This is a genomic window from Cernens ardua, from assembly GCF_051251085.1.
Classification (GTDB): Bacteria; Pseudomonadota; Gammaproteobacteria; order Pseudomonadales; family Halomonadaceae; genus Cernens; species Cernens ardua.
The window spans coordinates 82,684-105,903 of record NZ_JBPCZH010000002.1 but is presented as its reverse complement, the minus strand read 5'-3'; the positions used below and the strand labels follow the sequence as shown (position 1 = coordinate 105,903).

Sequence of the window (23,220 nt, the reverse complement as noted above, 5' to 3'; positions counted from 1 at the left end):
CTCGCCCCTTCTTTTTAACACAAAAAAAACCTCACATTACATGCGAGGTCTTCGATCATAATGTACTGTTAGCCTGCAGCATCAACAGAAAACATATCCTATTGAGCTGCTGTTACATCATTACTCTTTCACATCCATATATTCACTTGCCCAGGCACGATATTCATCGACAGTAGAATACTTGGTCGATAAATCGCTGGCAGAAAGCTCGGAATCTGCGCCCCCACGCTGTTTACGCAGGCAATCATAGGTTGCTTTAATGGAGGCGAAATAGGCCGCGTGCCCATTTACAACAATACGAACCCCCAGGCTTGCCAGTCGATCAAGATCACGCAGTTCAGGGTTGCCATAGGCGATCAGCATCAAGGGAACACTGACGTGTGCTGCAATCTTTTCCAGATGCTCCACATCACGAATACCCACGATACAAATACCATCAGCACCTGCACTCTGATACATGTTGATGCGTTCGATGAGCAAGTCATCATTCAATACTTTGGCGTTTGTACGTGCAAAGATAGAAAAATCAGGATCAACGCGTGCTTCTACCGCCGCACGGATTTTTCCAACCATCTCTTCGGCAGAAATAAGATCGGTAGACTTGTGACCATACTGAGCCGGTAGCAGGGTATCTTCCAGCGTAATCATGGAAAGACCGGAGCGTTCGAGTTCAGTAACGGTACGCATGCAATTCAGTGCATTGCCATAACCGTTGTCAGCATCTGCAATCACAGGCAACTGAGCCACGCGACCGATACGTGTCGCCTGTTCAACAAATTCACTCAGAGTAACAAGGGCGAAATCAGGGGCTGCCAACACTTGTAGTGCAGCGACTGATCCTCCCAGGATACCGACCTCGAACCCCAGATCGGCAGCAATACGAGCAGACATGGGATCGAAAACCGAGCCTGCATCAAAACATTTATCGCCTTTCATCAGTTCTTTGAACTGAACACGCAGTTGATGCTGCGATTGAATACTCATCAAATAACTCCTACCAGAGTGTAAATAGTCTCAGCCATACTGAGTTATATATAGCTATAGTATACTACTAATTGCTAACAGCCGTGCGCAGCGCGTAATAAACCATCGTTATCATGGCACGTTTCATGCTTTAGGAAGTTATAGCGTAACGATTGATACAGTATAATAGGCAGCCCGGAGGAATTGAGGAAGCCCCGTCCACCTTCTCTATCAGGGAGACCACCAGTATCGTATAAAGAGCTCTATGAGAGTAATGAGCCAAAAGCACTATACTCGGGAAGCCTCGACACGAGCTGCGAGTTGCTCAAGTTTCCGATCATGAATATTCAGGGAGCGTAAATCATGAATTGTATTGGCGAGATATTCCTGACATGAGCCCAGAACCCCGTACCCTGTCTTTAGTTTATGTATCACGGTTTCTTCAGTAAGATCAGTAACATAACGCTCATGATGCGTATTGGCCACGAAAACGATGGCCCACAACCTTCCATTTTGGCTAGCTTCTTGATCGTCAGTCGCCAATTTTACCCAACGCGGATAATACGCTTTGGTGAGCATTTCCCTTCGCCATACCAGCAAGAGTTCTTCCGCCAGATTTGACTCAGGCATGTGGATCGCGACACCCCGACAGGAACCTCCCTGTTTGAGAGCCAACATCAGCCCGGGATGCTCAGGGGAACCTCGCCCGTGCGTCAACTCCAGGCAAAAATCTCTATGATAACCATAAAGCCTTGCTGTTTTCCTGTCATCCACTTCAACGCAGGGGTTCCAGATCAATGATCCATAGGCGAACAGATACACGCCTCCTTGCTGGGCTGCCTCTTCCGGGCGAGTATCCAGCATGTGCTGGATGGAAACTTTCAATGCCTCTTCACTGGCCAATGAAATATTCGGAAAGTGCTGACACAGATAATCTCGGACAAGATTGTTCATGAGCGTATGACGCGTCATGGGGATTGATTGTACCGGAAAGGAAGAGTGCTCTTTTTCCATTGAAAACCGTCAGAAAAACGAAATGAATCAGCTTACCCACTTGTTAAGACAGTCAGGTTCAGCAGTATTCACGAAAGGGAATGAGTATTTTGCCGAGAAACAGCGGGGAAAATTATACGTTACTCCCCACATTATACCAATTCGGCAACACGCCATAATACTTTTGCATGAGGACAGGCCTATAACGTACTCAGGCTCGGGCGGACCGACAGTACTTTACAAAAGACAGTACTTTACAAAATATGCAGAGGCCGGAAGAGGTAATACTCTTCCGGCCTCTGATATGCTTCGATATTGATCGTGACTAAAATCGATGACGGGTGGAATGGCTCGCTCTATCCTTCAAGTGTTGGCGCCATAGCCTCTTCTTCTTGTATCGAAATGATGCCGCTTACACCTGAAGGTAATCAAGAATACCCTCAGCTGCTTTTCGGCCTTCGTACACGGCCGTCACAACCAGATCAGAACCACGCACCATATCCCCCCCGGCAAAGATCTTCTCGTTGCTGGTCTGGAAGGCGAAATGAAGTTCTTTGGTAAGATCTTCTTCTGCGGCAATTACACGGCCACGCCCGTCAATCTCGACACTATGGTCTTCAAACCAGTTGATTTCCGAGGGCTGGAAACCAAAAGCGACCACAACAGCATCTGCCTCGATAAACTCTTCCGAGCCGGGGACGACTTCAGCACGTTGCCGACCATTTTCGTCCGGTTCCCCCATACGGGTACGGGCCAGTTTTACACCTTTCACTTCACCATTGTTACCACTCAAGATTTCAATGGGCTGGCGATTGAACAGAAACTCGACCCCTTCTTCACGTGCATTTTTCACTTCTCGACGTGATCCCGGCATATTGCCTTCATCACGACGATAGGCACACATCACCTTCTGTGCTCCCTGGCGAATAGCGGTACGGTTGCAATCCATTGCCGTATCCCCACCACCAAGTACAACGACACGTTTTCCCTGCATGGAAATGTAATCTGCCGGTGTCGTGCTATAGCCAAGGTTATAATTGATATTGGAAATCAGGTAATCCAGCGCTTTATGGACGCCTTTAAGCTCTTCGCCGGGAAATCCACCTTCCATGTATTTGTAGGTCCCCATGCCCATAAAGACAGCATCGTATTCCTCCAGCAGCTCATGCATCTGGATATCACGCCCGATTTCAGTGTTAAGACGGAACTCAACGCCCATCTCTTCGAGAACACTACGGCGCCGGCGAATAATATGCTTTTCAAGCTTGAATTCGGGAATACCGAAGGTCAGCAGGCCTCCAATTTCGGGGTAGCGATCAAATACCACGGGTTTAACCCCATTACGTACCAGAACATCGGCACAGCCGATTCCCGCAGGCCCGGCACCAATAACCGCAACCCGCTTGCCGGTGGGCACCACGTTGGTCATATCCGGGCGCCACCCCAGTGCGAAGGCCGTATCAGTAATGTATTTTTCGACAGAGCCAATCGTTACTGCACCGAAACCATCGTTCAGTGTGCAATCTCCCTCACACAAACGATCCTGTGGACAAACACGTCCACAGACTTCCGGAAGTGAGTTGGTCTGATGGGAAAGCTCTGCCGCTTCAAGGATATTGCCATCGGCGACCAGCTTCAGCCAATCAGGGATGTAGTTGTGCACCGGACACTTCCATTCGCAATAAGGGTTACCACAGGCCAAACAACGGTGTGCCTGTGAGGCCGCCTCATTAGGGCGAAAAGGTGCATAGATTTCCGAGAAGTCACGTGCACGGGTGCGGGCGTCCTTTTTCTCGGGATCACGCCGACCAACATCCAGAAACTGAAAATTGTTTGATAAACGTTCTGCCATGGGATGTTTCTCCCTCATCTATCCTGCAAGCCATTACGGCGAGGATTTCATCAAAACTGGTCAGGCAATGCCCGCAGGCATGCCACAGGTTATTCCGCGTTACGACTGGGTAAGGCCAGAAGCGATTTCAGACTGGCTGCTTTCGGTTTGACCAGCCAGAAGTGGCGCAGGTAGTCGTTGAATTCATCCAGAATATGTTTGCCCCAGGCGGAGCCTGTTTCGCTGACATATTCCTGAATCACTTCACGCAGATGGCGACGATACGCTTCCATCTCTTCCGTATTAATACGGCGAATTTCGACCAGTTCATAGTTGTAGCGATCCACAAAATCACGGTCTTCATCAAGAACGTAAGCGAATCCACCTGTCATCCCTGCCGCAAAGTTGACTCCTGTGCGGCCCAACACGCAGACGACACCGCCAGTCATGTATTCACAACCGTGGTCACCGACACCTTCAACGACGGCATGAGCCCCGGAATTACGCACCGCAAAACGCTCACCCGCTTGCCCCACGGCAAACAGCTTCCCGCCTGTTGCACCATAGAGGCAAGTGTTGCCAATAATGGTCGTATGCTGTGTTTCACAACGGTTGCCTTCCGCTGGTTTGATGACCAATTTACCGCCGTTCATCCCTTTACCAACATAATCGTTGGCATCGCCGGAGAGCGTCATTTCAAGCCCGCGAGCATTCCACACGCCAAAACTTTGCCCGGCCACCCCTTTCAGCGAAACCTTGAGCGGATTACTTAATCCGGCTTCACCATAACGGCGTGCAATTTCACCAGAGACGCGAGCGCCCAATGAGCGGTCACAGTTGGTGACATCAAAGGAGAATTCTCCCCCTGTATCGTTCTCGATCGCATCCTGCATGGCACCCAGCATTTCCATGTTCTTGGTCCCCGGGTCATGCGGACGGTTACGATCCACGGTACAGAATTGCGGAGCATCCGCTGGAACATGGTCATTGTGCAGTAGTCGATCAAGGTTCAGCCGGTGTTGCGAACGAGTATCCCCTTCGATTTGAGTCAACAGGTCTGTCCGGCCAATCAGGTCCGTAAGCTTGCGAACCCCCAGACTCGCCATAATTTCACGAACTTCTTCAGCAATGAAATGGAAGTAATGCTTCACCATTTCGACGGTACCGCGGAAATGTTCTTCACGCAGGCGTTCATCCTGAGTCGCGACACCGGTTGCACAATTGTTCAAGTGACATATTTTCAGGTATTTACAACCAAGCGCCACCATGGGAGCGGTACCAAAGCCGAAGCTTTCTGCGCCCAAAATGGCCGCTTTGATCACATCCAGCCCCGTTTTCAAACCACCGTCTGTCTGCACCCGGATCTTGTGACGAAGCCCGTTGATACGTAATGACTGATGAACTTCCGGCAGCCCTAACTCCCATGGGGAGCCAGCGTGCTTGATGGAAGTAATCGGACTTGCTGCCGTTCCCCCGTCATAGCCGGAAATGGTGACCAGATCCGCGTAGGCCTTGCCGACGCCTGCGGCGATCGTGCCTATACCGGGCTCAGAGACCAGTTTTACCGAGACCTGAGCTTTCGGATTGACCTGTTTCAGGTCGAAAATCAGCTGGGCTAAATCCTCGATTGAGTAAATATCATGATGAGGGGGGGGTGAAATCAGCGTCACCCCTGGAACAGCGTATCGCAAACGTGCAATCAGGCTGTTGACCTTGGCACCCGGTAGCTGACCGCCTTCACCGGGTTTTGCCCCCTGTGCCACCTTGATCTGCATGACTTCAGCGCTCGCCAGATACGCAGGCGTTACCCCGAATCGGCCGGAGGCCACCTGTTTGATCTTCGAGTTCTGAATTGTGTTATACCGGGCCGGGTCCTCCCCACCTTCACCTGAATTGGACCGGCCACCCGTCTCGTTCATGGCTTGTGCAAGGCTGGCATGCGCTTCCGGTGACAAGGCACCCAATGACATTCCGGCGCTGTCAAAACGCGGCAACAGATCCTCGATGGGCTCGACTTCTTCCAATGGGATCGGCGTTTGCTCCGAAGAAAGCTTGAGCAAGTCACGCAAGGTGGCGACAGGACGCTCGTTGACCAAACGGGCAAACCGCTTCCACTCCTGATAATTACCCTGTTGAACAGCGGCTTGCAGCGCCTTGACCACATCAGGGTTATAAGCGTGATATTCGGCACCATGGACGTATTTGAGCAATCCACCGTGACGAATCGGCTTGCGTGCAAGTTCAGCTTCACGCGACAACATCACCTGTTGCATCTGGAGTTCGGCGAAGCCAGTCCCTTCAATGCGGGTTGCCATGCCGGGGAAGCAAAGATCGACAACTTCGCTATTCAGGCCAACACCATCGAACAACAGTGAGCCCCGATAGGAAGCAATATGGGAAATCCCCATTTTCGACATGATCTTGAGCAAGCCTTTTTGCAACCCTTTGCGATAATTCTCGCGAATTTGTGCTGCGTCCCCTGATAAATCTCCTGAACGTTGCATATCCGCCATGACCTGATACGCAAAGTAGGGGTAAATAGCTGTTGCTCCGGCACCAAATAAGACCGCCATCTGGTGGGAATCACGCGCGAAGCCTGTTTCGACAATCAGGTTCACTTCCGGGCGAATAGCCAGCTTGCCCAGATGGGCATGTACAGCACCTACGGCAAGTGCCGCATGAATAGGTAACTGCCCTTTTTCAAGCACCGCATCACTGAGAACAAGGATGACCTTATTATTTCGAGCGGCCTCAACGGCTTGCTCGCAGAGGTTTTCTATCGCCTGTCTCAAGCCCATTTCATCAGGGTTATAGGCCATGGAAAGTCGCTGACTCTGCAATGAAGCATCTTCAAAGGATGTCAGCGCCTTGAATTTCCTGGGAGAAAGAATGGGCGTTGTCAGAATGACACGGTTGGCATGATCCGGCGTGGCCGTGAAAACGTTGCGCTCGGCACCGAGGCAGGTTTCCAGCGACATGACAATGGATTCACGCAAGGGGTCAATGGGCGGATTCGTGACCTGCGCGAATTTTTGGCGAAAATAGTCGGTCAGCAAACGAGGCTGACGGGAAAGCACAGCCATGGGCGTGTCATCCCCCATGGACCCCACGGCTTCCTGCCCAAACTCGGCCAATGGAGTCAGCATCTGGTCGCGCTCTTCATAGCTGACCAAAAAGGTTTTTTGCAAGCGCACGACTTCGTCATGCGTCATGGGTTCGAAGGGAATGAGCTCAGTCAGCGCTGATTCAATGTAATACGCTTTTTCTTTCAACCAGCGTTTATAGGGATACGCTGATTTCAGGCGGTCACTGATGTCATCCGTATGAAGCAGTTCACCGGTATACGTATCAACGGCCAGAATTTGCCCGGGGCCGACACGACCTTTGGCAACCACACGTTCAGGGGATACATCGTTAACGCCGACTTCAGAGGCCAATGTGATATAGCCATCATCGGTAATGACCCAACGTGCGGGGCGCAGGCCGTTACGATCCAGCGTACAGATCGCATGGCGCCCGTCCGTCACTACAATACCAGCTGGGCCATCCCACGCTTCCATATGCATGGAGTTGTATTCATAGAAGGCTCGCAGGTCGGCGTCCATGATCTGCATGTTCTGCCAGGCAGGCGGCACCATCAGGCGAATGGCCCGATGCAATTCCATCCCGCCGGTCAGCAGGACTTCGAGCATGTTATCCATGCTCATGGAGTCCGACCCTTCAGTAGAGACAATCGTATTGAGCTCGGAAAGCTCGGGCAGCAGCTCACTCTTGAAGCTTTTACGGCGTGCATTGGCCCAGCTTCGGTTGGCCTCAACGGTGTTGATCTCACCATTGTGGGCGAGGAAGCGGAATGGCTGCGCCAAGGGCCAACGTGGCGCTGTGTTGGTGGAATAGCGCTGGTGAAATACGCAGATGGACGTCTGCATACGTTCATCGTTGAGATCCTGATAGAAGGTCGGCAAATCTGCCGGCATCATCAGGCCTTTGTACGAGATAACCTTGTGAGAGAGAGAGGATACATAAAAATCCTCGTCCTCGTGCAGCCGCTCTTCCGATTTGCGGCGTGCCATGAAAAGATCCACCGCAAACAGAGCATCATCTTCACGACCTTTAGCCGGTCCGACAAATAGCTGGCGAATACGAGGAAGACAAGCGAGTGCAATCGGGCCGCATACTTCTTTGTCGACAGGAACATCACGCCATCCATAAAGGGTAAGCCCACGGCTTTCGAGCTCATGCTCCATGACTTCACGCGCATGTGCTTCCTTTGCATCGTCGTCAGCAAAAAAAACACTACCCACGGCAAACTGGGAGCCCAGATCAACGTTGAAGAGTGCCTGAGCTGTTTCCTGCATGAATTGGGTGGGCATGCTGAACAACAACCCACAGCCGTCTCCAGTGCGATTATCAGAGTTGATACCACCACGATGAGTCATGCAGGCCAGAGAACGGATGGCAGTCGCAAGTAAATCATTGCTTTTCTTGCCCTGCATGTGAGCAATTAGACCAAAACCACAGTTGTCGCGGAAATCGGATGGCTGGTATAGACCCTGCTTCATGAATTGCCTCTCAAGATGCTAATCACTTGTTCGGTTGAGAGTATTGTTATTACGTGCCTCTCTTCGTCCCCCTTCTAAAAGCCAGTTGCGCAAGTTTTTTATATTCATAACGAAAAAGGGGGCAAGAAGAATACCGAGCTTTGTACTAATCAGGCAATAACCGAGATGCAATCAGAATAATTTGTAACAGGCTATTTGGTTTGATCATAACAATCCAAAAAATGAAAAATGATTAAAATTCAAAACGTTAACAGCAATCGATTCTCGTCATGTACACTTTTTGATCGATTAACGCCTACCAATATTTCCATGCCGATTTTGCATACCCTATGCAAATATTGGTTACACGCATCGGTCAAACGATTGTCAGCATCCTGATTTTACTTTGAGACCAACTTTGAATAACGGAACAACAAGCTTCAATTTTGAATTTTCCGAGAGAGGTTTATCGCTCATATACTATCAAGCATGTACACATGTATTTCGGCATATCGAATCGGAAATTTAGGCTTTCTTGTAAAAATCACACATAAAAAAAGTGCCCCCGCAAAAGGGACACTTTTGAACACTCTGTACTAGCGTCAGACCGACTGAACCCGTTTCGAATAATAGCGCACTGTTGGCTACTATTACTCCATTACAAATGCTTCATTACAAATGCTTCACTGCTATCGGCTCATCATCCTGGCTGTAAAGTAGAGGTTAGATACAGGCGTAAAGTTTAGACGCTTGCACGCTGTAATGTGCTTCTGGGGAAATCAGCAATAGCCTGATACAGCCCTGCTTCATCAACCTCGCTCTCTACCCGAGCGTCACCCAGTCGATTCAGTAGCACCAAACGAATGCCTTTATCGATAACTTTTTTATCATGCTTCATCAACGCAATGAAACGCTCGGCGCTCATCCCTTGAGGTGCTTCAATCGGTAACCCGGCTGCCAGCAGGATCTGCCTGACACGTTGAGTGTCCGCCTCGGTGATATCGCCCAATTTCTGACTGTAGTCAGCGGCCATCACCATACCGGTCGACACGGCTTCGCCATGCAACCACTGACCATACCCCTGATCCGTTTCAATGGCATGGCCGAAGGTATGTCCCAGGTTCAGCAATGCACGCACACCCTGCTCGGTTTCATCTTCAGCCACTACATCCGCTTTTATTTGGCAACTGCGCAGAATGGCATGACGCAAGGCTTCCGGTTTCAGTTGGCGCAGGTCCGCCATGTCGGACTCAAGCCAATCAAGAAATTCAGCGTCTCGAATAAAGCCATATTTGATGACTTCAGCTAGCCCGGCCGAAAATTCGGAAGCGGGCAAGGTATTCAACGTCAACGTATCAATAATAACGGCACGTGGCTGCCAGAAAGCACCAATCATATTCTTGCCGCGCGGATGATTGACACCCGTTTTACCACCTACAGAGGAATCTACCTGCGAAAGCAACGTGGTGGGCATCTGAATAAACGCAATACCACGTTGGTAACAGGCAGCGGCAAACCCGGCCATATCGCCAATAACACCGCCACCCAGGGCAATAATAGTGGCTCGACGATTGAAACCGGCAGCCAGAAGTGCATCCCAGACTCGTTCGACATAATCGACTGATTTGTACTGTTCACCGTCAGGCAATATGACCTCAGCCACCTCATACTCGGTCAGTTGAGACTTGAGCTGTTCAAGATATAAAGGCGCAACGGTGTCATTTGTCACAATCATGACCTGACGCCCGGCAAAATGGGGCGTATACAGTTCAGGTTGATCTATCAGGCCTTCACCTACATGGATGGGGTAACTACGCTCCCCCAGTGCTACCGTTAACGTCTGCATATCCTTCCTTAATGCTACTCATAATGCATGTAGGAGCGGCTAATGGGTACTTACTTGAGGAGCCGCTCTACCCTGCTCCTGGCCTTCACTTTATCGTTTGCTAGCGTAGTAGTGTGCTGACGTGTCTGCTTATCATCTGCGTTTACGTTCCACTTTAAAACATGAGCTACCCGTATTGTGTGGGTAGTGACGTGTTTATTTAGTCGTAGCGTGTTTCTGACGATAATTCTTTAGATTACGTTTTATTTCGGCAATCACGCCACGAGGACTACGCTTTTCTGTATTGATAATGATATGTGCGGTTTTTCTATAGAGGGGCTCACGCTCATTCATCAAATCACGCAGCTTTCGTTCCGGATTATCGCACTGAAGTAAAGGACGATTACGATCCTTCGCCGTACGTCTAAGCTGCTGCGACACGGAAGCATTCAAAAACACTACAACACCACGTTCCCTAAGGTACTGGCGGTTTGCGGCATATTTGATGGCACCACCACCGGTTGCCAGCACAATCCCCTCATGCTGGGTCAGCTGATCAATCACCCTGGCTTCCCGCGCACGAAAACCTGCCTCGCCCTCGACATCGAATATCCATGGGATATTGCACCCACAGCGATATTCGATCTCATGATCACTATCGACAAACGGGCTCCCCAGCTCATGAGCAAGGAGCCTGCCAATGGTACTTTTTCCAGAGCCCATTGGACCGATTAAAAAAATGTTGACCGGTTCCCGCATAATTACCTGCTACTCATTAATGATATTGGGCGTAAGAAAAACCAGTAATTCTACCTGTTCCTGCGCTTTTTCAGCATAGCGGAATAATTTTCCCAGTCCCGGAAGGTCACCCAACCATGGAATTTTTCGCAAATCATTGCTTTGCTTTTGCGATAGGATACCGCCAAGCACCACCGTTTCGCCATTATCAACGACGACTTGTGTTTTGATTCGATTGGTATTGATCGCTGGAAGCCCATTGAAATAGCGCCCTGCAACACTGTCATTCTGAATATCCACTTTCATTAATACCTTGTCATTGGCACGAATATGGGGGACAACCTCCAGCGCCAGTACCGCATCACGAAATGTAGTGTGGGTCGCTCCTCTCTTGCTACTGTTCTGATAGGGAATTTCCTGCCCCTGACGAATATTGGCAGGTTCACGATCCAACGTCATGATGCGTGGCTGTGACAGTGTCTGGCTTAATCCTTCCAGCTCCATCGCATTCAGTTCAAGCCCAATCTGTATATTTTTATTGATAAAGCCGAGTCCCAGCGCTCCACTGGGGGTTTCTGCATTGCCTAGATCAAGCCCCATCCCCATGGAGAGGCCGTCTGCCTGCCCAGAACCCAGGGAGACAGTCGTATCCGAGAAACCACGGCGTTCAATCGCCGGAGATAGCCCCATTTGCCCCCACCGGACTCCCAGTCGCCTCGACACATTTTCCCGCGCGACAACAATACGTGCCTCAATCTGCACTTGTCGCAAGGGAACATCCAGATGTACCAGCGTTTTGCGCAAACGATTCAAGCGCGAAGGGGTATCCGAGATAAGGAGTTGATTGGTACGCGCATCAACAGCGACATGTCCGCGCGACGAAAGCACCCCCGCCCCCTTCGATTCGTTCAGTAGTTGTGCCAGAGTTTCTGCACGTGCATGCTTCAGAGGAATTATATCCATGGTGAGCGGCGCTGTATCCCCGACTTGTTGCGTATCAGTGGAATCCCCCTGACGCTGTGGCACTATCCAAAGAACATCGCCCTTGCGCTGGCTCACCAACCCATGGGCATCCAGAATCAATGCCAATGCAGTGGACCATGGCAGCTGATTGAGCGCTAACGTCAAATGCCCCTCCACCTGATCCGAAACCACTATATCAATACCGGCAGACTCGGCCATCATCATGAGTGCCGATTTTATTGAAAGACCGCTGACATCCATGCTGACAGGGCCTGCTTTTTTGGCTTTCTCCGGAAGATCCAGAGCGCTCTCGGCAGTGATGCGTCTAGCGGTAAACGCCTGACGTTCCATGTTTTGTCGTTCTAGATTTTGTCGTTCCAGATCTGAGTGAACCAGGACGTGTTGAACTATGCCCGGGTGCTGGATATTTTGTTGCGCTAGTGAATGTGCAGTCTGCGGCTCCCTTGTCTGTGGGATCAATAGCAGACGGATACGATTGCCTTCTCTTTTCAACGAAAAATCCACAGGTCGATTCAGCGCCAGCATGACACGGGTGCGCTTTAGAAATGATTGCACTGTCACTTGCTGAATATAAGAATGCCCCGCGTGTTTTTCTGACAGCGAGGTACGCACACCCGGTAGAGTCAACATAATGCGAGCAGGCTTACCCAGTGTGATAGCCTGAACCTCTGCCCCAGTGGTATCGAAATCCAATAGCACTTCGAGGTGCTTTTCCCCCTTGCGCACAGAGATATCGCGTAACTCAATGGCATGGGCACTTTCCGTGAACAGAAAAAACAACATGCCAAGTGCACTTGCCCAAAGCCAGTATGCGGAGTGAAGGGGGCGCCAGGCTGACAATGCATACGGAAATAATCTACTCATGATTTACTGATTCCCCCAAACCATACTTGAGGACTCTAGTGACACGGGTACCGTCCGCATGTTCCAAGATCAGCACGCGCTTATCCACCGCAATCACTTTCAATTTGAGCGTGGGAATGAGCGCGCCCTTATCAACGATACAAGGGGCGTTTTCGCCAACCTTTACGAGTGCCTTTCTACCCCATTGATCACTAAAAGTACCCAGAAAGAGCACTTCAGGATTGTCCTTTTGTCTCTTCATGTGAGCATGATGAGGTGCCGTGGCTTCATTAGTTGAATAAGCGTGCACATCCGATGTCACTGATGAAATATCGGAGGATTCAACTGCTGATAGACCGAGTCGCTTTTCAAAAGGATTAAGGCGCGGTTTGTCAAAGCCTCCATGGGTGAGCTGATCCAACAATGCGGTCCCCTTGTTCAGTAGATCTATATGCGTCGATTGCTCTTCGGTGTGGATGTCTGCTTGTTTACTCGATAAGGCAGACGCCAAAAGGCGGGGTTCAATCCACGAAACGACAACGGCCAAACTGAGCAATTGGTTACCCTTGGCGAGTAAATTCGTTGTCACGTCAGCGCCTTTGCCACGGATGCTCGTTTTTTGAACACTCGCAACGGCCTTACTATTAATGCTACTGGGTAGCGCATAATCCACACTGCCAATGGGACTATCTGCAGGGGCAAATTCGATCGTCATCGCATCCATTGTCCAAATACTTTTTCCAACAGGATCAAGTAGAAATTTCATTATTCCGTTAAATTGACCTTCCAGAAGAAGGCTATAGGACTGCCGCCCCTCCTTCTCCAAAGGCATCAAATGGCGCAACACCAGCCCGCTCTCCTCCGCTCTTCTGGTCAATATTTCCATAGGGCTTACGGGGGCAGAGAGTTTATCCAGCAATGTCAGCCACTGGCGATGAATGGCCTTGCGCTGAGATGTCCACTCATCGTGTCTGGTGGATCGTAATCTTTGCGAATAGGCAGCAAGGGCAAGCTGTCGATGATAGGTACTTGTCGCATGCCACTTCGTCATAATCACCGACTGCCACCCGTACCCCACCACGCACATCGTTAAAGCGAACAGACATAACGGCACAGTTGTCGATAACCATTTGGGCCAAAAACGTGCGTCCTTTAGCTCCCAATGACATCCGGCCAAAGTACTTTCGCGAAAAATGGCGATCCACCGGTTAAAAAAAACCTGCGCACGCTTTAACGGCTGACCATGTCTTTCAAGAATTCCGTAAATGCCGAAGAGGTTAAAATCACTCATCCAACGGCCCCTCTGTCATCAGCTCCTTTTGATTTATCAAAGCGTCATCAACCGGAGAAGCATCTATCCCCTTCTCGTGGTGGGGGGCTTCATGCCTCGCTCTTTCGGTCATCGAAATACTATTGGTCGACAGAGCATCACTCATCGGTAGATCTTCATTTACATGCAGAGCTTCATTCATCAGTAAAGCTGCCATGGGAGCACAATCGTCGTTGGACACATCCCTGTTGGATAAGAAGGCTGTGTGTATGGGGAGCATACCGTTTGACGGCGACCTCCTCGCCCCCTCTACAGCCGAAGAAGTCAAAACTGCCCGCTGAGATACATCACACAGCGTCATTTTGAGCTGGGCGACACCTGTGATTGAACCGCTGTGACGGTGTGCGGTGTCGGGGCGAAATTCCCGTAATACAACGTTCATACTGCCATTCAGCGACCTGGCCTTGGTCATCAATTCATTGATTGCCGAAAAACGGCCAGAAACGGTAAACTCAATAGCATTCCTCTGCCATTCAATGCCATGAAGCAATACGGTACTTTCAGCCAACAATTGCCACCAATTGGCGACGGATTGGCGACGGTTGACCTGTTGCTGTAAAAACCGTGTCATGACCATCACACCGTGACGCTCATGGTGCATTGCCTGCACGTCTTGAAGACGCGGTGTAGCATTAGGGGCAGAATAACGTTCTGCTGAATCTGCCCGACCGAAATAGAACAATCCAAACAGGCACATTCCTCCCACGATTGAGCACAGCGTGATACCGCTAAAAATGGCAAAAATGCTACGCTTGAAGAGCGAGGCAGAGGATCTGTTACGCCATCCCGTCCCACCGTGAATACAGCGCCATACGTAACGCTTTGACCTTGATAGAATCGATTCTGATGCCCCCACATCTTCGTCGAAGGGCTCTTTTCGGGAACTGCCTATCTCTTGAACAACACATGATGAAATCTGGTTGTCACTTGAGAGATCATCCAGGAAATTACACTGAATCAGCATGTATATGCCCCCCGCCATGCGAGCGCCAGGGGCAGCGTATACCGTTCTTCACAAAGATCCGGTGTATTCGTCTCTTCCATCGAATTCGTTTTATCCAAAACAGAGGATAAAAACGTTTCGTTCAACGATGATGGGGAGAACAATAGAGAAGGCGAGAATCGCTTTACCGGTAAAGCGAGAGCTTTACTCAATATTTCTTCTGAATGGGCAAAAGGTTTACCAGCCAACCACAGTTGACTCAGGCGTAATGGATGCGAATGGGGGGCAAGACGCAACATCCCCGGAACCACATCCTCCTCACATCCACCAGACATCAGCTCACGCGCGCGTGCAAGGAGTTGTTCAAGCGCCGTTATCTCCTGAGAAGGACCGAAAGAGCTCAGCGTTTCACCTTGTTGACGGGGAACCGACAATACAAATGCGCAATGATCAAAGTAGCGATAAGCCAGCAACGCACGCCGATATCCTCGCGGTTTTAGTAACGGCTTCGATGAAACATCAGCAATGAATGTCATGGTGTCGGGGGGCAGAAGACGAGACTGATACCACCCGGCCAATGGGTGCCCCACGAATAAAATCAGTGCATGATCGGTATGATAGACAAGTGCGAAACCGGGCAGGAAACTTGCCAATCGAGCAAGCGCTACAGTCGTGGATTCGACCGCGATCAGGTTAAAACCCGCAGCGGAAAATGCTACCATGTACCGATTCAGTAGCGCCTGTCGGCACATGCCGAGATAGCAGGGAATCGTAGACGCAGTGCAGGCAGACGTCGCGGCTGACCGATTTTTACCTGTTTTTTTGCGCCCCTGAGGGGCTTTTTCAATGGGAAGGTCAAGCGCCACTTTATAGAGCCCAGCGCAAAACCCTGTTGTCAGCGGCGTGGACAACCGTTGGGAAAGCGCGTCTACATGGTGCGTAAGTCGAGTGGTCAGCGCATGTGGAGTTAGCCCCCGGGGGACGAAAAGGTTTTCTTCCAGAAGCCCATTATCCGGTAACAGAGTATGCGCGTTGACTTGCACTGGTTGAACATGTGAACGCTGGAAACAGGGTACCCTCAACCGTAAGGACAGTGCATGCAAGGCGGCGCTGTAGCCTTCAGGATAGGCTGGGCACGGCTCTTCCCCCGTTGCTTTCACCACGGGAGCCTTCCCTGAAAAATCAACCAGCACACCACGAAGACACCCGGATTCAGCCGCAATACCGATATGATATGCCCCTGAACTCTTGTATCGACTTGAGTGTCTCAACATTAATGATTTGCGTACTCGAGCTATTCGTTTACGCATCTGCAACATGCTGACATGCTTTATCACTGGCCCCAACTCCATGAGCTACCTATAATATAGTGCAGTTTTAACTCGTATGACTGAGTACGCCGTTGCAAAACGGCTAAGAAAATCCGTGATTGCTTTACGTTTTGTGTAATCAATATGACCCCCCTCCTGAGATGGGCTGTTTTGAATGAAGTCAACTAAACGCATAATCTTCCACCTCTTCTGGCTTGCGGTTTCCGTGATCGCAGCTGTGTTGCTTGCCGTTTCGGGCGCTGCCATTTATTTCATGCCCAGCCTTCCCAACGTGCACGCACTGGAGGACTACCAACTGGCCATGCCTCTGCGTGTCTATACGGCTGATCACAAACTGATCGGCGAATTTGGCGAGCAGCGGCGTACTCTGGTGACCTACAACCAGATCCCGACGGATATGGTCGATGCTTTCGTCTCCGCCGAGGATCAGGACTTTTTCCATCACGATGGTGTAGATCCCAAAGGTCTAGCCCGCGCAGCGCTTCAGCTTGCTCATCGGGGGCAGATCGTCTCCGGCGGTAGTACCATTACCATGCAGGTAGCGCGTAACTACCTACTGACGCTGGACCAAACCTTCGCGCGAAAAATCCGCGAGATCATGTTGTCGCTTCAGATGGAACGTATTCTGACCAAACAACAGATCTTCGAGCTCTATGCCAACAAGATCTATTTGGGGCAGGGTGCGTATGGCGTTAGTACTGCTGCAGAAGTCTATTTCGGCAAACCGCTGTCAAAATTAACCCTTCCGGAAGCAGCAACCATTGCGGGCTTGCCCAAAGCCCCGTCTACGCTTAACCCGATTACCGATCCTGAACGCTCACTGATTCGCCGTAACTGGGTTCTCTTGCGCATGCGCGACCTCGGATACATCACTGATCAACAGTACAAATCTGCGGTTGAAGCGCCCATCCACGTGCAACGTGCTCATAACATTGCTCAGGTGAAAGCCGGCTATGTAGCGGAGATGGCAAGGGAGTTTGCAGTGTCACGCTTCGGAAGCGCGGCTTATACCAATGGCTATACCATTACGACGACGCTGGATAGCAAAAAACAGAATGATGCCCGCAGTGCATTGATCGATGGATTAATGGCGTATGACGAGCGTCATGGATGGCGTGGGCCTGAGCGCACACAGATACCGGCAACCCTCGCCGAAGCCCAGAACACAGTAGATCGCCGAGGGCTCGAGCAGGAGCTTTCCGCTTCACCGGATGTTGAGCGCACCGCGCGTCAGGCCGCCGAACGTAGTAGCACCCATGTTCAGGGGCTGAATTTCGATGTATCCAATTGGGTAAAAGTACTTTCAAATACGCCGGCAATTGGCCCGCTTCAGCCCGCTATTGTGGTGGATACACAAGGCCGCAATATGCGTATCCTGCTGGCGAATGGTGAGCTGGAGACCCTTGACTGGTCAGACCTGCGCTGGGCAGCACGTGCACGCGGCTATAGCAGCGCAGCACAACTGGCTTCACGAGGTGATTTGATTCGTGTTATGCACGAAGGCGACAATAACGCGCATTGGCGTCTTTCCCAGATCCCACGGGTAGAGGGAGCGATCGTCGTCCTGAATCCCGATAACGGTGCGATCCTTGCACTTCAGGGTGGATTCAGTTTTGACCATAGCCACTTTAACCGTGCAACGCAGGCACGCCGCCAGCCTGGTTCCAGTTTCAAACCCTTCATCTATCTGTCTGCCTTGTCACAGGGTCACATGACACCGGCTACAGTGATCAATGATGCGCCCATTGTGCAAAATCAGGCAGATGGTAAAGCCTGGAGACCCCAAAACGATACATTGACCTTCTCGGGTCCAACACGCCTGCGCGTTGGCCTGTATGAGTCGCGTAACCTTGTGGCGATCCGTGCGCTAAGCATGACGGGGCTGGACAAAACGCTGAATTTGCTCGAACAAATGGGCTTTAACCGTTCACAATTACCGAACGGATTGTCACTTGCGTTGGGAAGTGCCTCGCTCTCCCCGCTTGAGATGGCTCGCGGTTATGCCGAGATTGCCAATGGTGGCTACAACGTGATTCCGTGGTACATCAGTAGCATCACCCGTGGCGATAATCCCAAAAATATTCTTGAGGAACCAGCAGCCCCTGTTGTGTGCACGCAATGTGCTCCGGATCAGACCACGGTCAATATCAATGGTCGCCTTTATCCTGTAGCAAAACGTATTGCTGATCCTGCCTCGGTTTACCTGTTACAGGACATGATGAAAGATGTCATCCGTAAGGGAACAGGCCGGTATGCGCGTGCTCTGAATCGTCCTGATCTGGCCGCCAAAACTGGAACAAGCAATGATGAACGCGATGCGTGGTTCGCCGGATTCAACACACACCTCGTCGCTACTGTGTGGGTAGGCATGGACAACAATGCCTCCCTTCACGAATATGCTGCCAGGGCGGCTGTGCCCATCTGGACACAATTCATGGGCAGTGCGTTAAAAGGGGTTCCGGCGGAAGAATCACCACGTCCGGATAATATTGTCACGCTGCGTATCGATCCTCGTACGGGGCTGCGCCTGCCTGACAATGTTCCGGGTGGCATTCAGGAAATATTCGACGCCAACAACACACCGGCATATCAGCAGCCTGCGGTTCAGCCCAAGCTTGAAGATCAGTCGGGCTCGCAAGGCACTGGCTCTTATGACGCCATTTTCTAAAAGTGGATTTTTGCCGACCCTTCGGGGTCGGCACTTTGCGGCAAAACTACCCACCTCCTGTTCCCACCCTCTTTTGACACTTGGACTTGCACTCGCTTTGCCAGTCGCCTCGTGCCCTGCGTATGCAGAAACCAACTACACCATTACGGATTTCGCAACCTTGGTCACACCATCCAAGGTCGATCGGGATTTTGATGGGCAGGTACAGTTTGGATTCAACGAAAATGGAGGGAACGATACCACTCGAACGCTCAACGGTAGTACCAACCTGACCTGGTATCGCAAGAAATGGACGTATAATTTCAATGCTTATACCTACGCTTCAGGGACGAAAAAAACGCATACGGATGAACGTTACGTCTTTGCAGGAAGAACCCGGTATAATCTGGATCAGGATTCTTTCCTGTTCAGTCAGGTACGATTAAGCTTCAATCGATTCAGTGGTTACCAGAATCAGCTTTCGATTGCCGGTGGCTATGGTCGGCAACTGATTGATACAAAGAGAAATTCCCTGGATGTAGACATTGGCCCAGGAATCCGGCGTGACAAGCTCAAGCGTGGGCCGATCTATTACCGTCCATTGGCGTATCTTGGCTTTGACTACAAATATACACTCTCGGATCGTGTCTCACTCGAACAGAATGCGGGAGTGGAAGTCGCTGGTCGTTCAATGGCGACTCACAGCGATACCTCTTTAAATGTGGGGCTAAACAAGGATTTTACGTTACGCCTGGAATACTTGATTGATTACAACAGTAACCCTCCTGCCAATGCAACCTATGCAACCGATACCACTACGACGGTGAGCCTTCAATATAATTTCTAGCCGGTCTTTTTTATACGCATTCGAGGTCCACTCTCCCACTTGTTTCGTCATGCCACTGATCTTGGCCCAGATCGACTATTCACCCCAGCGTGATTTGAGCTTTGAAACCACTTCCCTACTTTTACTTATCATCATCTATAACTACTTATCATCGATGATTACGTCTCATCTATAATCTACAACAACTCCATCGACAACTCCTTATCTACAACTTCATAGTGTCCAACGATAGTTGGCTCCATATCCATAAGCGCATTGTTTCCGGTGCCCTGCTCATGTCTGGCATTCATCAATGGGCGTATATAGTCATCGTATTCATTTATTACAGACATAAAAAAACGCACCCTGAAAGAGTGCGTCCTTGTGTAGAAATGTGCCACGCCCATTATGACAGCGCCCACCTCTACAACTGGCTGATAAGCACTTAGCGTTTGATAGCAGCACCAAAACGCTTGTTAAAACGCTCAACACGACCACCCGTGTTTGCCTGTTTCTGCTTGCCTGTATAGAACGGATGACAATGAGAGCATACATCCAGGTTCAGATCTTCATTGGATGTACTGCCCAACTCGAATTTGGCACCGCAAGAGCATGAAGCAGAAATGGTGTTGTACTGGGGATGAATTGATTCTTTCATAAAAACCTCACTCTGCATGCCGCCATCAGATCAAGTCCTGCACGGAATTAGCGTCGTGCCCTGCCTGATACCGCATGCAAAAAAATGGATAGAATTGGCTCGACCATATATCGGTGACAGCACCATGTGAATATGCGTTATGCACGAAACACGTTAACGCGGATCACCAGGCATATGACAAGGGCCGGTTACAGGGCGAAGGCCGCATAGAGTATACTGGTGCCATTCACGTTCCCTCATGTCAGTATCTACCTGAAGGTGCGATATCGAAAAGGCACGTTGCCCCTGAAGTGCAGGCCAATGCCCCACGCTCACAAGTACCAAGTCCTGAATAGCCGAGGGCGCGTATTCTAGCAGCTTAATTCCCTTAGGCCAACACTGTTGTCAGCACGTGGCCGGATAGACATGAATCCGGTATATAATAGTGGTTCTATAGCCATAGGCATGTATTGAAATAACATACTTTCGCCTCAACAAAAGAGCTACCACCCCCAATATCAACACTGGATGCTCATGCCAACCATACTTCGCGTCGCGGTGGCTTCTCCGTTGCGCCTCCTGTTTGATTATTCCGCTGCCGGTGCCCCCCCTGAGTCGGGTTGGCAGCCCGGAATTCGTGTGAAAGTATCATTCGGCAACCGAACAGTGCTGGGCATTGTGGTAGAAGTGACTGATTCAACAGAAGTACCACTTGACAAGCTCAAGCCAATTCAAACCCGCATTGACGATCACCCGTTGCCAGAGGACTGGTGGTGGCTATGCCACTTTACGGCTCGTTATTATCAACATGCCCTCGGCGACACACTGATGCAGGCCCTGCCCGGCCTATTGCGTCACGGGCGCCCTCTTGAAGCACGCACACGTGAAAGATGGTGCAGCACGGCCAAGGGTCAGGAAACACGTCCTGAAGCGTTGGGGCGGGCCTACAAACAGGCTGAGCTATTGGATGTGCTGAAAAAATATCCACAGGGGCTCACCAGCTCAGCCATTCAGGCGCATGGATTCACCCGAACACAACTCACAGGGCTGGAAGAAAAAGGCTTGATATCAAGTCACGAAGAGCCCTTGAGCTGCGCTGCCCTTCCTGAAGGGAAAAAACTACTGGCGGAGCCTTCACTACCTCTTAACCGTGAACAAGGTGCTGCACTTTCACTCCTTCATCAAGGGTTGTCACGCTACTTCCCTGTACTTTTACATGGGGTTACGGGAAGTGGAAAAACGGAAGTGTATCTGCAACTTATCGAGACCGTTATTGAGCGTGGTGGGCAAGCCCTGGTGTTGGTTCCGGAGATCGGCCTCACACCGCAAACGCTTGAACGTTTCAAACGACGTTTCAATACCCATGTCGTCATGATGCACTCTGGCATGAGCGATCATGAACGTCTTGACGTATGGGAAGCCGCTCGTTCTGGCCGGGCCAGCATTGTCATTGGCACACGTTCAGCGATATTCACGCCCATGGCATCGCTAAAGGCCATCATTGTGGACGAAGAGCATGATGCCTCTTTCAAGCAACAGGAAAGCCTGCGCTATCATGCGCGTGACCTGGCGTTGGTCAGGGGAAGGCATGAGAATATTCCCGTCATCCTGGGGAGTGCCACGCCATCACTGGAATCCCTGAATCATGCTCTCAACGGTGACTTCGAACATGTTCGTTTGACCAAACGCGCGGCCAATGCCTCTTTTGCACGTTTGGAACTGCTGGATTTACGTGTCAAACGTCGGGAAGGCGGTGTCGGCGAAGATGCCATGCATGCTATTGAAGAACAGCTGAAGCAAGGTAATCAGGTACTGATTTTCATCAATCGAAGAGGCTTTGCGCCAACGCTGGCATGCCAGGAGTGCGGCCATATTTTCAATTGCAGGAACTGTGATGCGCACATGACATTGCACCGCTCACCGGCGGAACTGGTGTGCCACCACTGTGATTCACATGCACCCTTGCCGGATGCCTGCCCCAAATGCAACAGCGCCGACTTGCGCCCCCTGGGTGCCGGTACCGAACGGACAGAAGAAACCCTCGGTGCGCGCTTCCCCGATACGGCCATCATTCGTATTGATCGCGACAGCACGCGCCGCAAGGGAGCATTTGATCAGGCCCTTCGCACCATACACAGTGGCGAACCCTGCCTGCTGGTGGGCACACAAATGTTAGCCAAGGGGCACCATTTCCCCCATGTAACACTGGTCGTCGTCGTTAATGCAGATGGTGGACTCTATAGCAGTGACTTCAAAGCCATGGAGCATAGCGCTCAGTTACTGGTACAGGTGGCAGGCCGGGCGGGCCGTGGCGCATTGCAGGGGCGTGTATTGATCCAGACCATGCGCCCTGAAGATGAACATCTCCAGTTATTGGTCAATCAGGGTTACGATGCCCTCGCTTACCAATTGCTGGATGAACGAAAAGCTGCCCAGCTACCGCCTTTTCAGTATATGGCCTTGTTGAGAGCCGAATCGGCTCAACAGCAGCAGGTGGATGAATTACTTACACAGGGTGGCGATGCGCTTCGCCAGTGGATGTCAAACGCCCAACTGGGAGTGCACTGCCTTGGGCCCGTCCCCGCCCCCATGGAGCGCCGCCAAAACCGCTACCATGCTCAATTGATGTTGATTGGAGGCAAACGAAGCCAGCTCCATCAGGCGTGCGACTGGCTGATCCAATGGCTGGAACAAACGCCAGCAGCACGTCGTATTCGTTGGTCAATCGATATTGATCCTGTCACTATGGCATAAAAGGGATACAAATCGACGTAACAACAGTACATCA

General features: G+C 50.8%; 15 protein-coding genes. 3 read left to right on the top strand and 12 right to left on the bottom strand.

All coding sequences use genetic code 11. From position 1 onward, the window contains the following. Positions 1 to 120: 120 nt before the first annotated feature. From LMG33818_RS05000 to LMG33818_RS04955, 10 genes are all read right to left on the bottom strand, one after another. Positions 121 to 984 carry an oxaloacetate decarboxylase gene (locus LMG33818_RS05000; RefSeq protein WP_442322270.1) on the bottom strand — a complete coding sequence of 288 codons (864 nt, stop codon included), beginning with the start codon at positions 982 to 984 and terminating at the stop codon, positions 121 to 123. A 267-nt stretch (positions 985 to 1,251) separates the two neighbouring features. Beyond that, the gene (locus tag LMG33818_RS04995) at positions 1,252 to 1,977 is read right to left on the bottom strand and encodes a gamma-glutamylcyclotransferase (protein ID WP_442322269.1); all 726 of its coding nucleotides are present in this window, start codon (positions 1,975 to 1,977) and stop codon (positions 1,252 to 1,254) included. Between the two features lie 391 nt (positions 1,978 to 2,368). Further along, on the bottom strand, positions 2,369 to 3,808 hold the full coding sequence (locus LMG33818_RS04990; protein WP_442322268.1) for a glutamate synthase small subunit GltD family protein: 1,440 nt from the start codon (positions 3,806 to 3,808) through the stop codon (positions 2,369 to 2,371). An 89-nt stretch (positions 3,809 to 3,897) separates the two neighbouring features. Next, on the bottom strand, positions 3,898 to 8,349 hold the full coding sequence (gltB, locus tag LMG33818_RS04985) for a glutamate synthase large subunit (RefSeq protein ID WP_442322267.1): 4,452 nt from the start codon (positions 8,347 to 8,349) through the stop codon (positions 3,898 to 3,900). Between the two features lie 721 nt (positions 8,350 to 9,070). Then, the gene (gene aroB, locus LMG33818_RS04980) at positions 9,071 to 10,174 is read right to left on the bottom strand and encodes a 3-dehydroquinate synthase (RefSeq protein WP_442322266.1); all 1,104 of its coding nucleotides are present in this window, start codon (positions 10,172 to 10,174) and stop codon (positions 9,071 to 9,073) included. 195 nt (positions 10,175 to 10,369) lie between these two features. Then, positions 10,370 to 10,912, bottom strand: coding sequence for a shikimate kinase AroK (gene aroK, locus LMG33818_RS04975; protein WP_442322265.1), 543 nt, complete (start codon positions 10,910 to 10,912; stop codon positions 10,370 to 10,372). Positions 10,913 to 10,921: 9 nt separating this feature from the next. Then, positions 10,922 to 12,739, bottom strand: coding sequence for a type IV pilus secretin PilQ (locus LMG33818_RS04970; protein ID WP_442322264.1), 1,818 nt, complete (start codon positions 12,737 to 12,739; stop codon positions 10,922 to 10,924). Then, complete coding sequence (locus LMG33818_RS04965; protein ID WP_442322263.1) at positions 12,732 to 14,009, bottom strand: hypothetical protein; 1,278 nt, start codon at positions 14,007 to 14,009, stop codon at positions 12,732 to 12,734. The genes LMG33818_RS04970 and LMG33818_RS04965 overlap by 8 nt, the downstream gene beginning before the upstream one ends. Further along, positions 14,002 to 15,012: a hypothetical protein gene (locus LMG33818_RS04960; RefSeq protein WP_442322262.1), complete on the bottom strand. Its 1,011-nt coding sequence runs from the start codon at positions 15,010 to 15,012 to the stop codon at positions 14,002 to 14,004. The genes LMG33818_RS04965 and LMG33818_RS04960 overlap by 8 nt, the downstream gene beginning before the upstream one ends. Continuing rightward, positions 15,006 to 16,328 (bottom strand): hypothetical protein, encoded by a 1,323-nt coding sequence (locus tag LMG33818_RS04955; RefSeq protein WP_442322261.1) that lies wholly within the window; start codon positions 16,326 to 16,328, stop codon positions 15,006 to 15,008. Before LMG33818_RS04955 ends, LMG33818_RS04960 begins: the two co-directional genes overlap by 7 nt. A 148-nt stretch (positions 16,329 to 16,476) precedes the next feature. Here LMG33818_RS04955 and LMG33818_RS04950 point away from each other — a divergent pair, with 148 nt between their 5' ends. Continuing rightward, positions 16,477 to 18,990, top strand: a complete 2,514-nt coding sequence (locus LMG33818_RS04950) for a penicillin-binding protein 1A (protein ID WP_442322260.1) — start codon at positions 16,477 to 16,479, stop codon at positions 18,988 to 18,990. Then, positions 18,974 to 19,816, top strand: coding sequence for a DUF481 domain-containing protein (locus LMG33818_RS04945; protein WP_442322259.1), 843 nt, complete (start codon positions 18,974 to 18,976; stop codon positions 19,814 to 19,816). The genes LMG33818_RS04950 and LMG33818_RS04945 overlap by 17 nt, the downstream gene beginning before the upstream one ends. Positions 19,817 to 19,992: 176 nt before the next feature. Here LMG33818_RS04945 and LMG33818_RS04940 read toward each other — a convergent pair whose 3' ends face one another. Both LMG33818_RS04940 and rpmE read right to left on the bottom strand, forming a co-directional pair. After that, on the bottom strand, positions 19,993 to 20,148 hold the full coding sequence (locus tag LMG33818_RS04940) for a hypothetical protein (RefSeq protein ID WP_442322258.1): 156 nt from the start codon (positions 20,146 to 20,148) through the stop codon (positions 19,993 to 19,995). A gap of 92 nt (positions 20,149 to 20,240) precedes the next feature. Next, on the bottom strand, positions 20,241 to 20,453 hold the full coding sequence (gene rpmE, locus LMG33818_RS04935) for a 50S ribosomal protein L31 (RefSeq protein WP_442322257.1): 213 nt from the start codon (positions 20,451 to 20,453) through the stop codon (positions 20,241 to 20,243). Positions 20,454 to 20,966: 513 nt separating this feature from the next. Here rpmE and LMG33818_RS04930 point away from each other — a divergent pair. Continuing rightward, positions 20,967 to 23,186: a primosomal protein N' gene (locus LMG33818_RS04930; RefSeq protein WP_442322256.1), complete on the top strand. Its 2,220-nt coding sequence runs from the start codon at positions 20,967 to 20,969 to the stop codon at positions 23,184 to 23,186. The last annotated feature ends 34 nt before the right edge of the window (positions 23,187 to 23,220 follow it).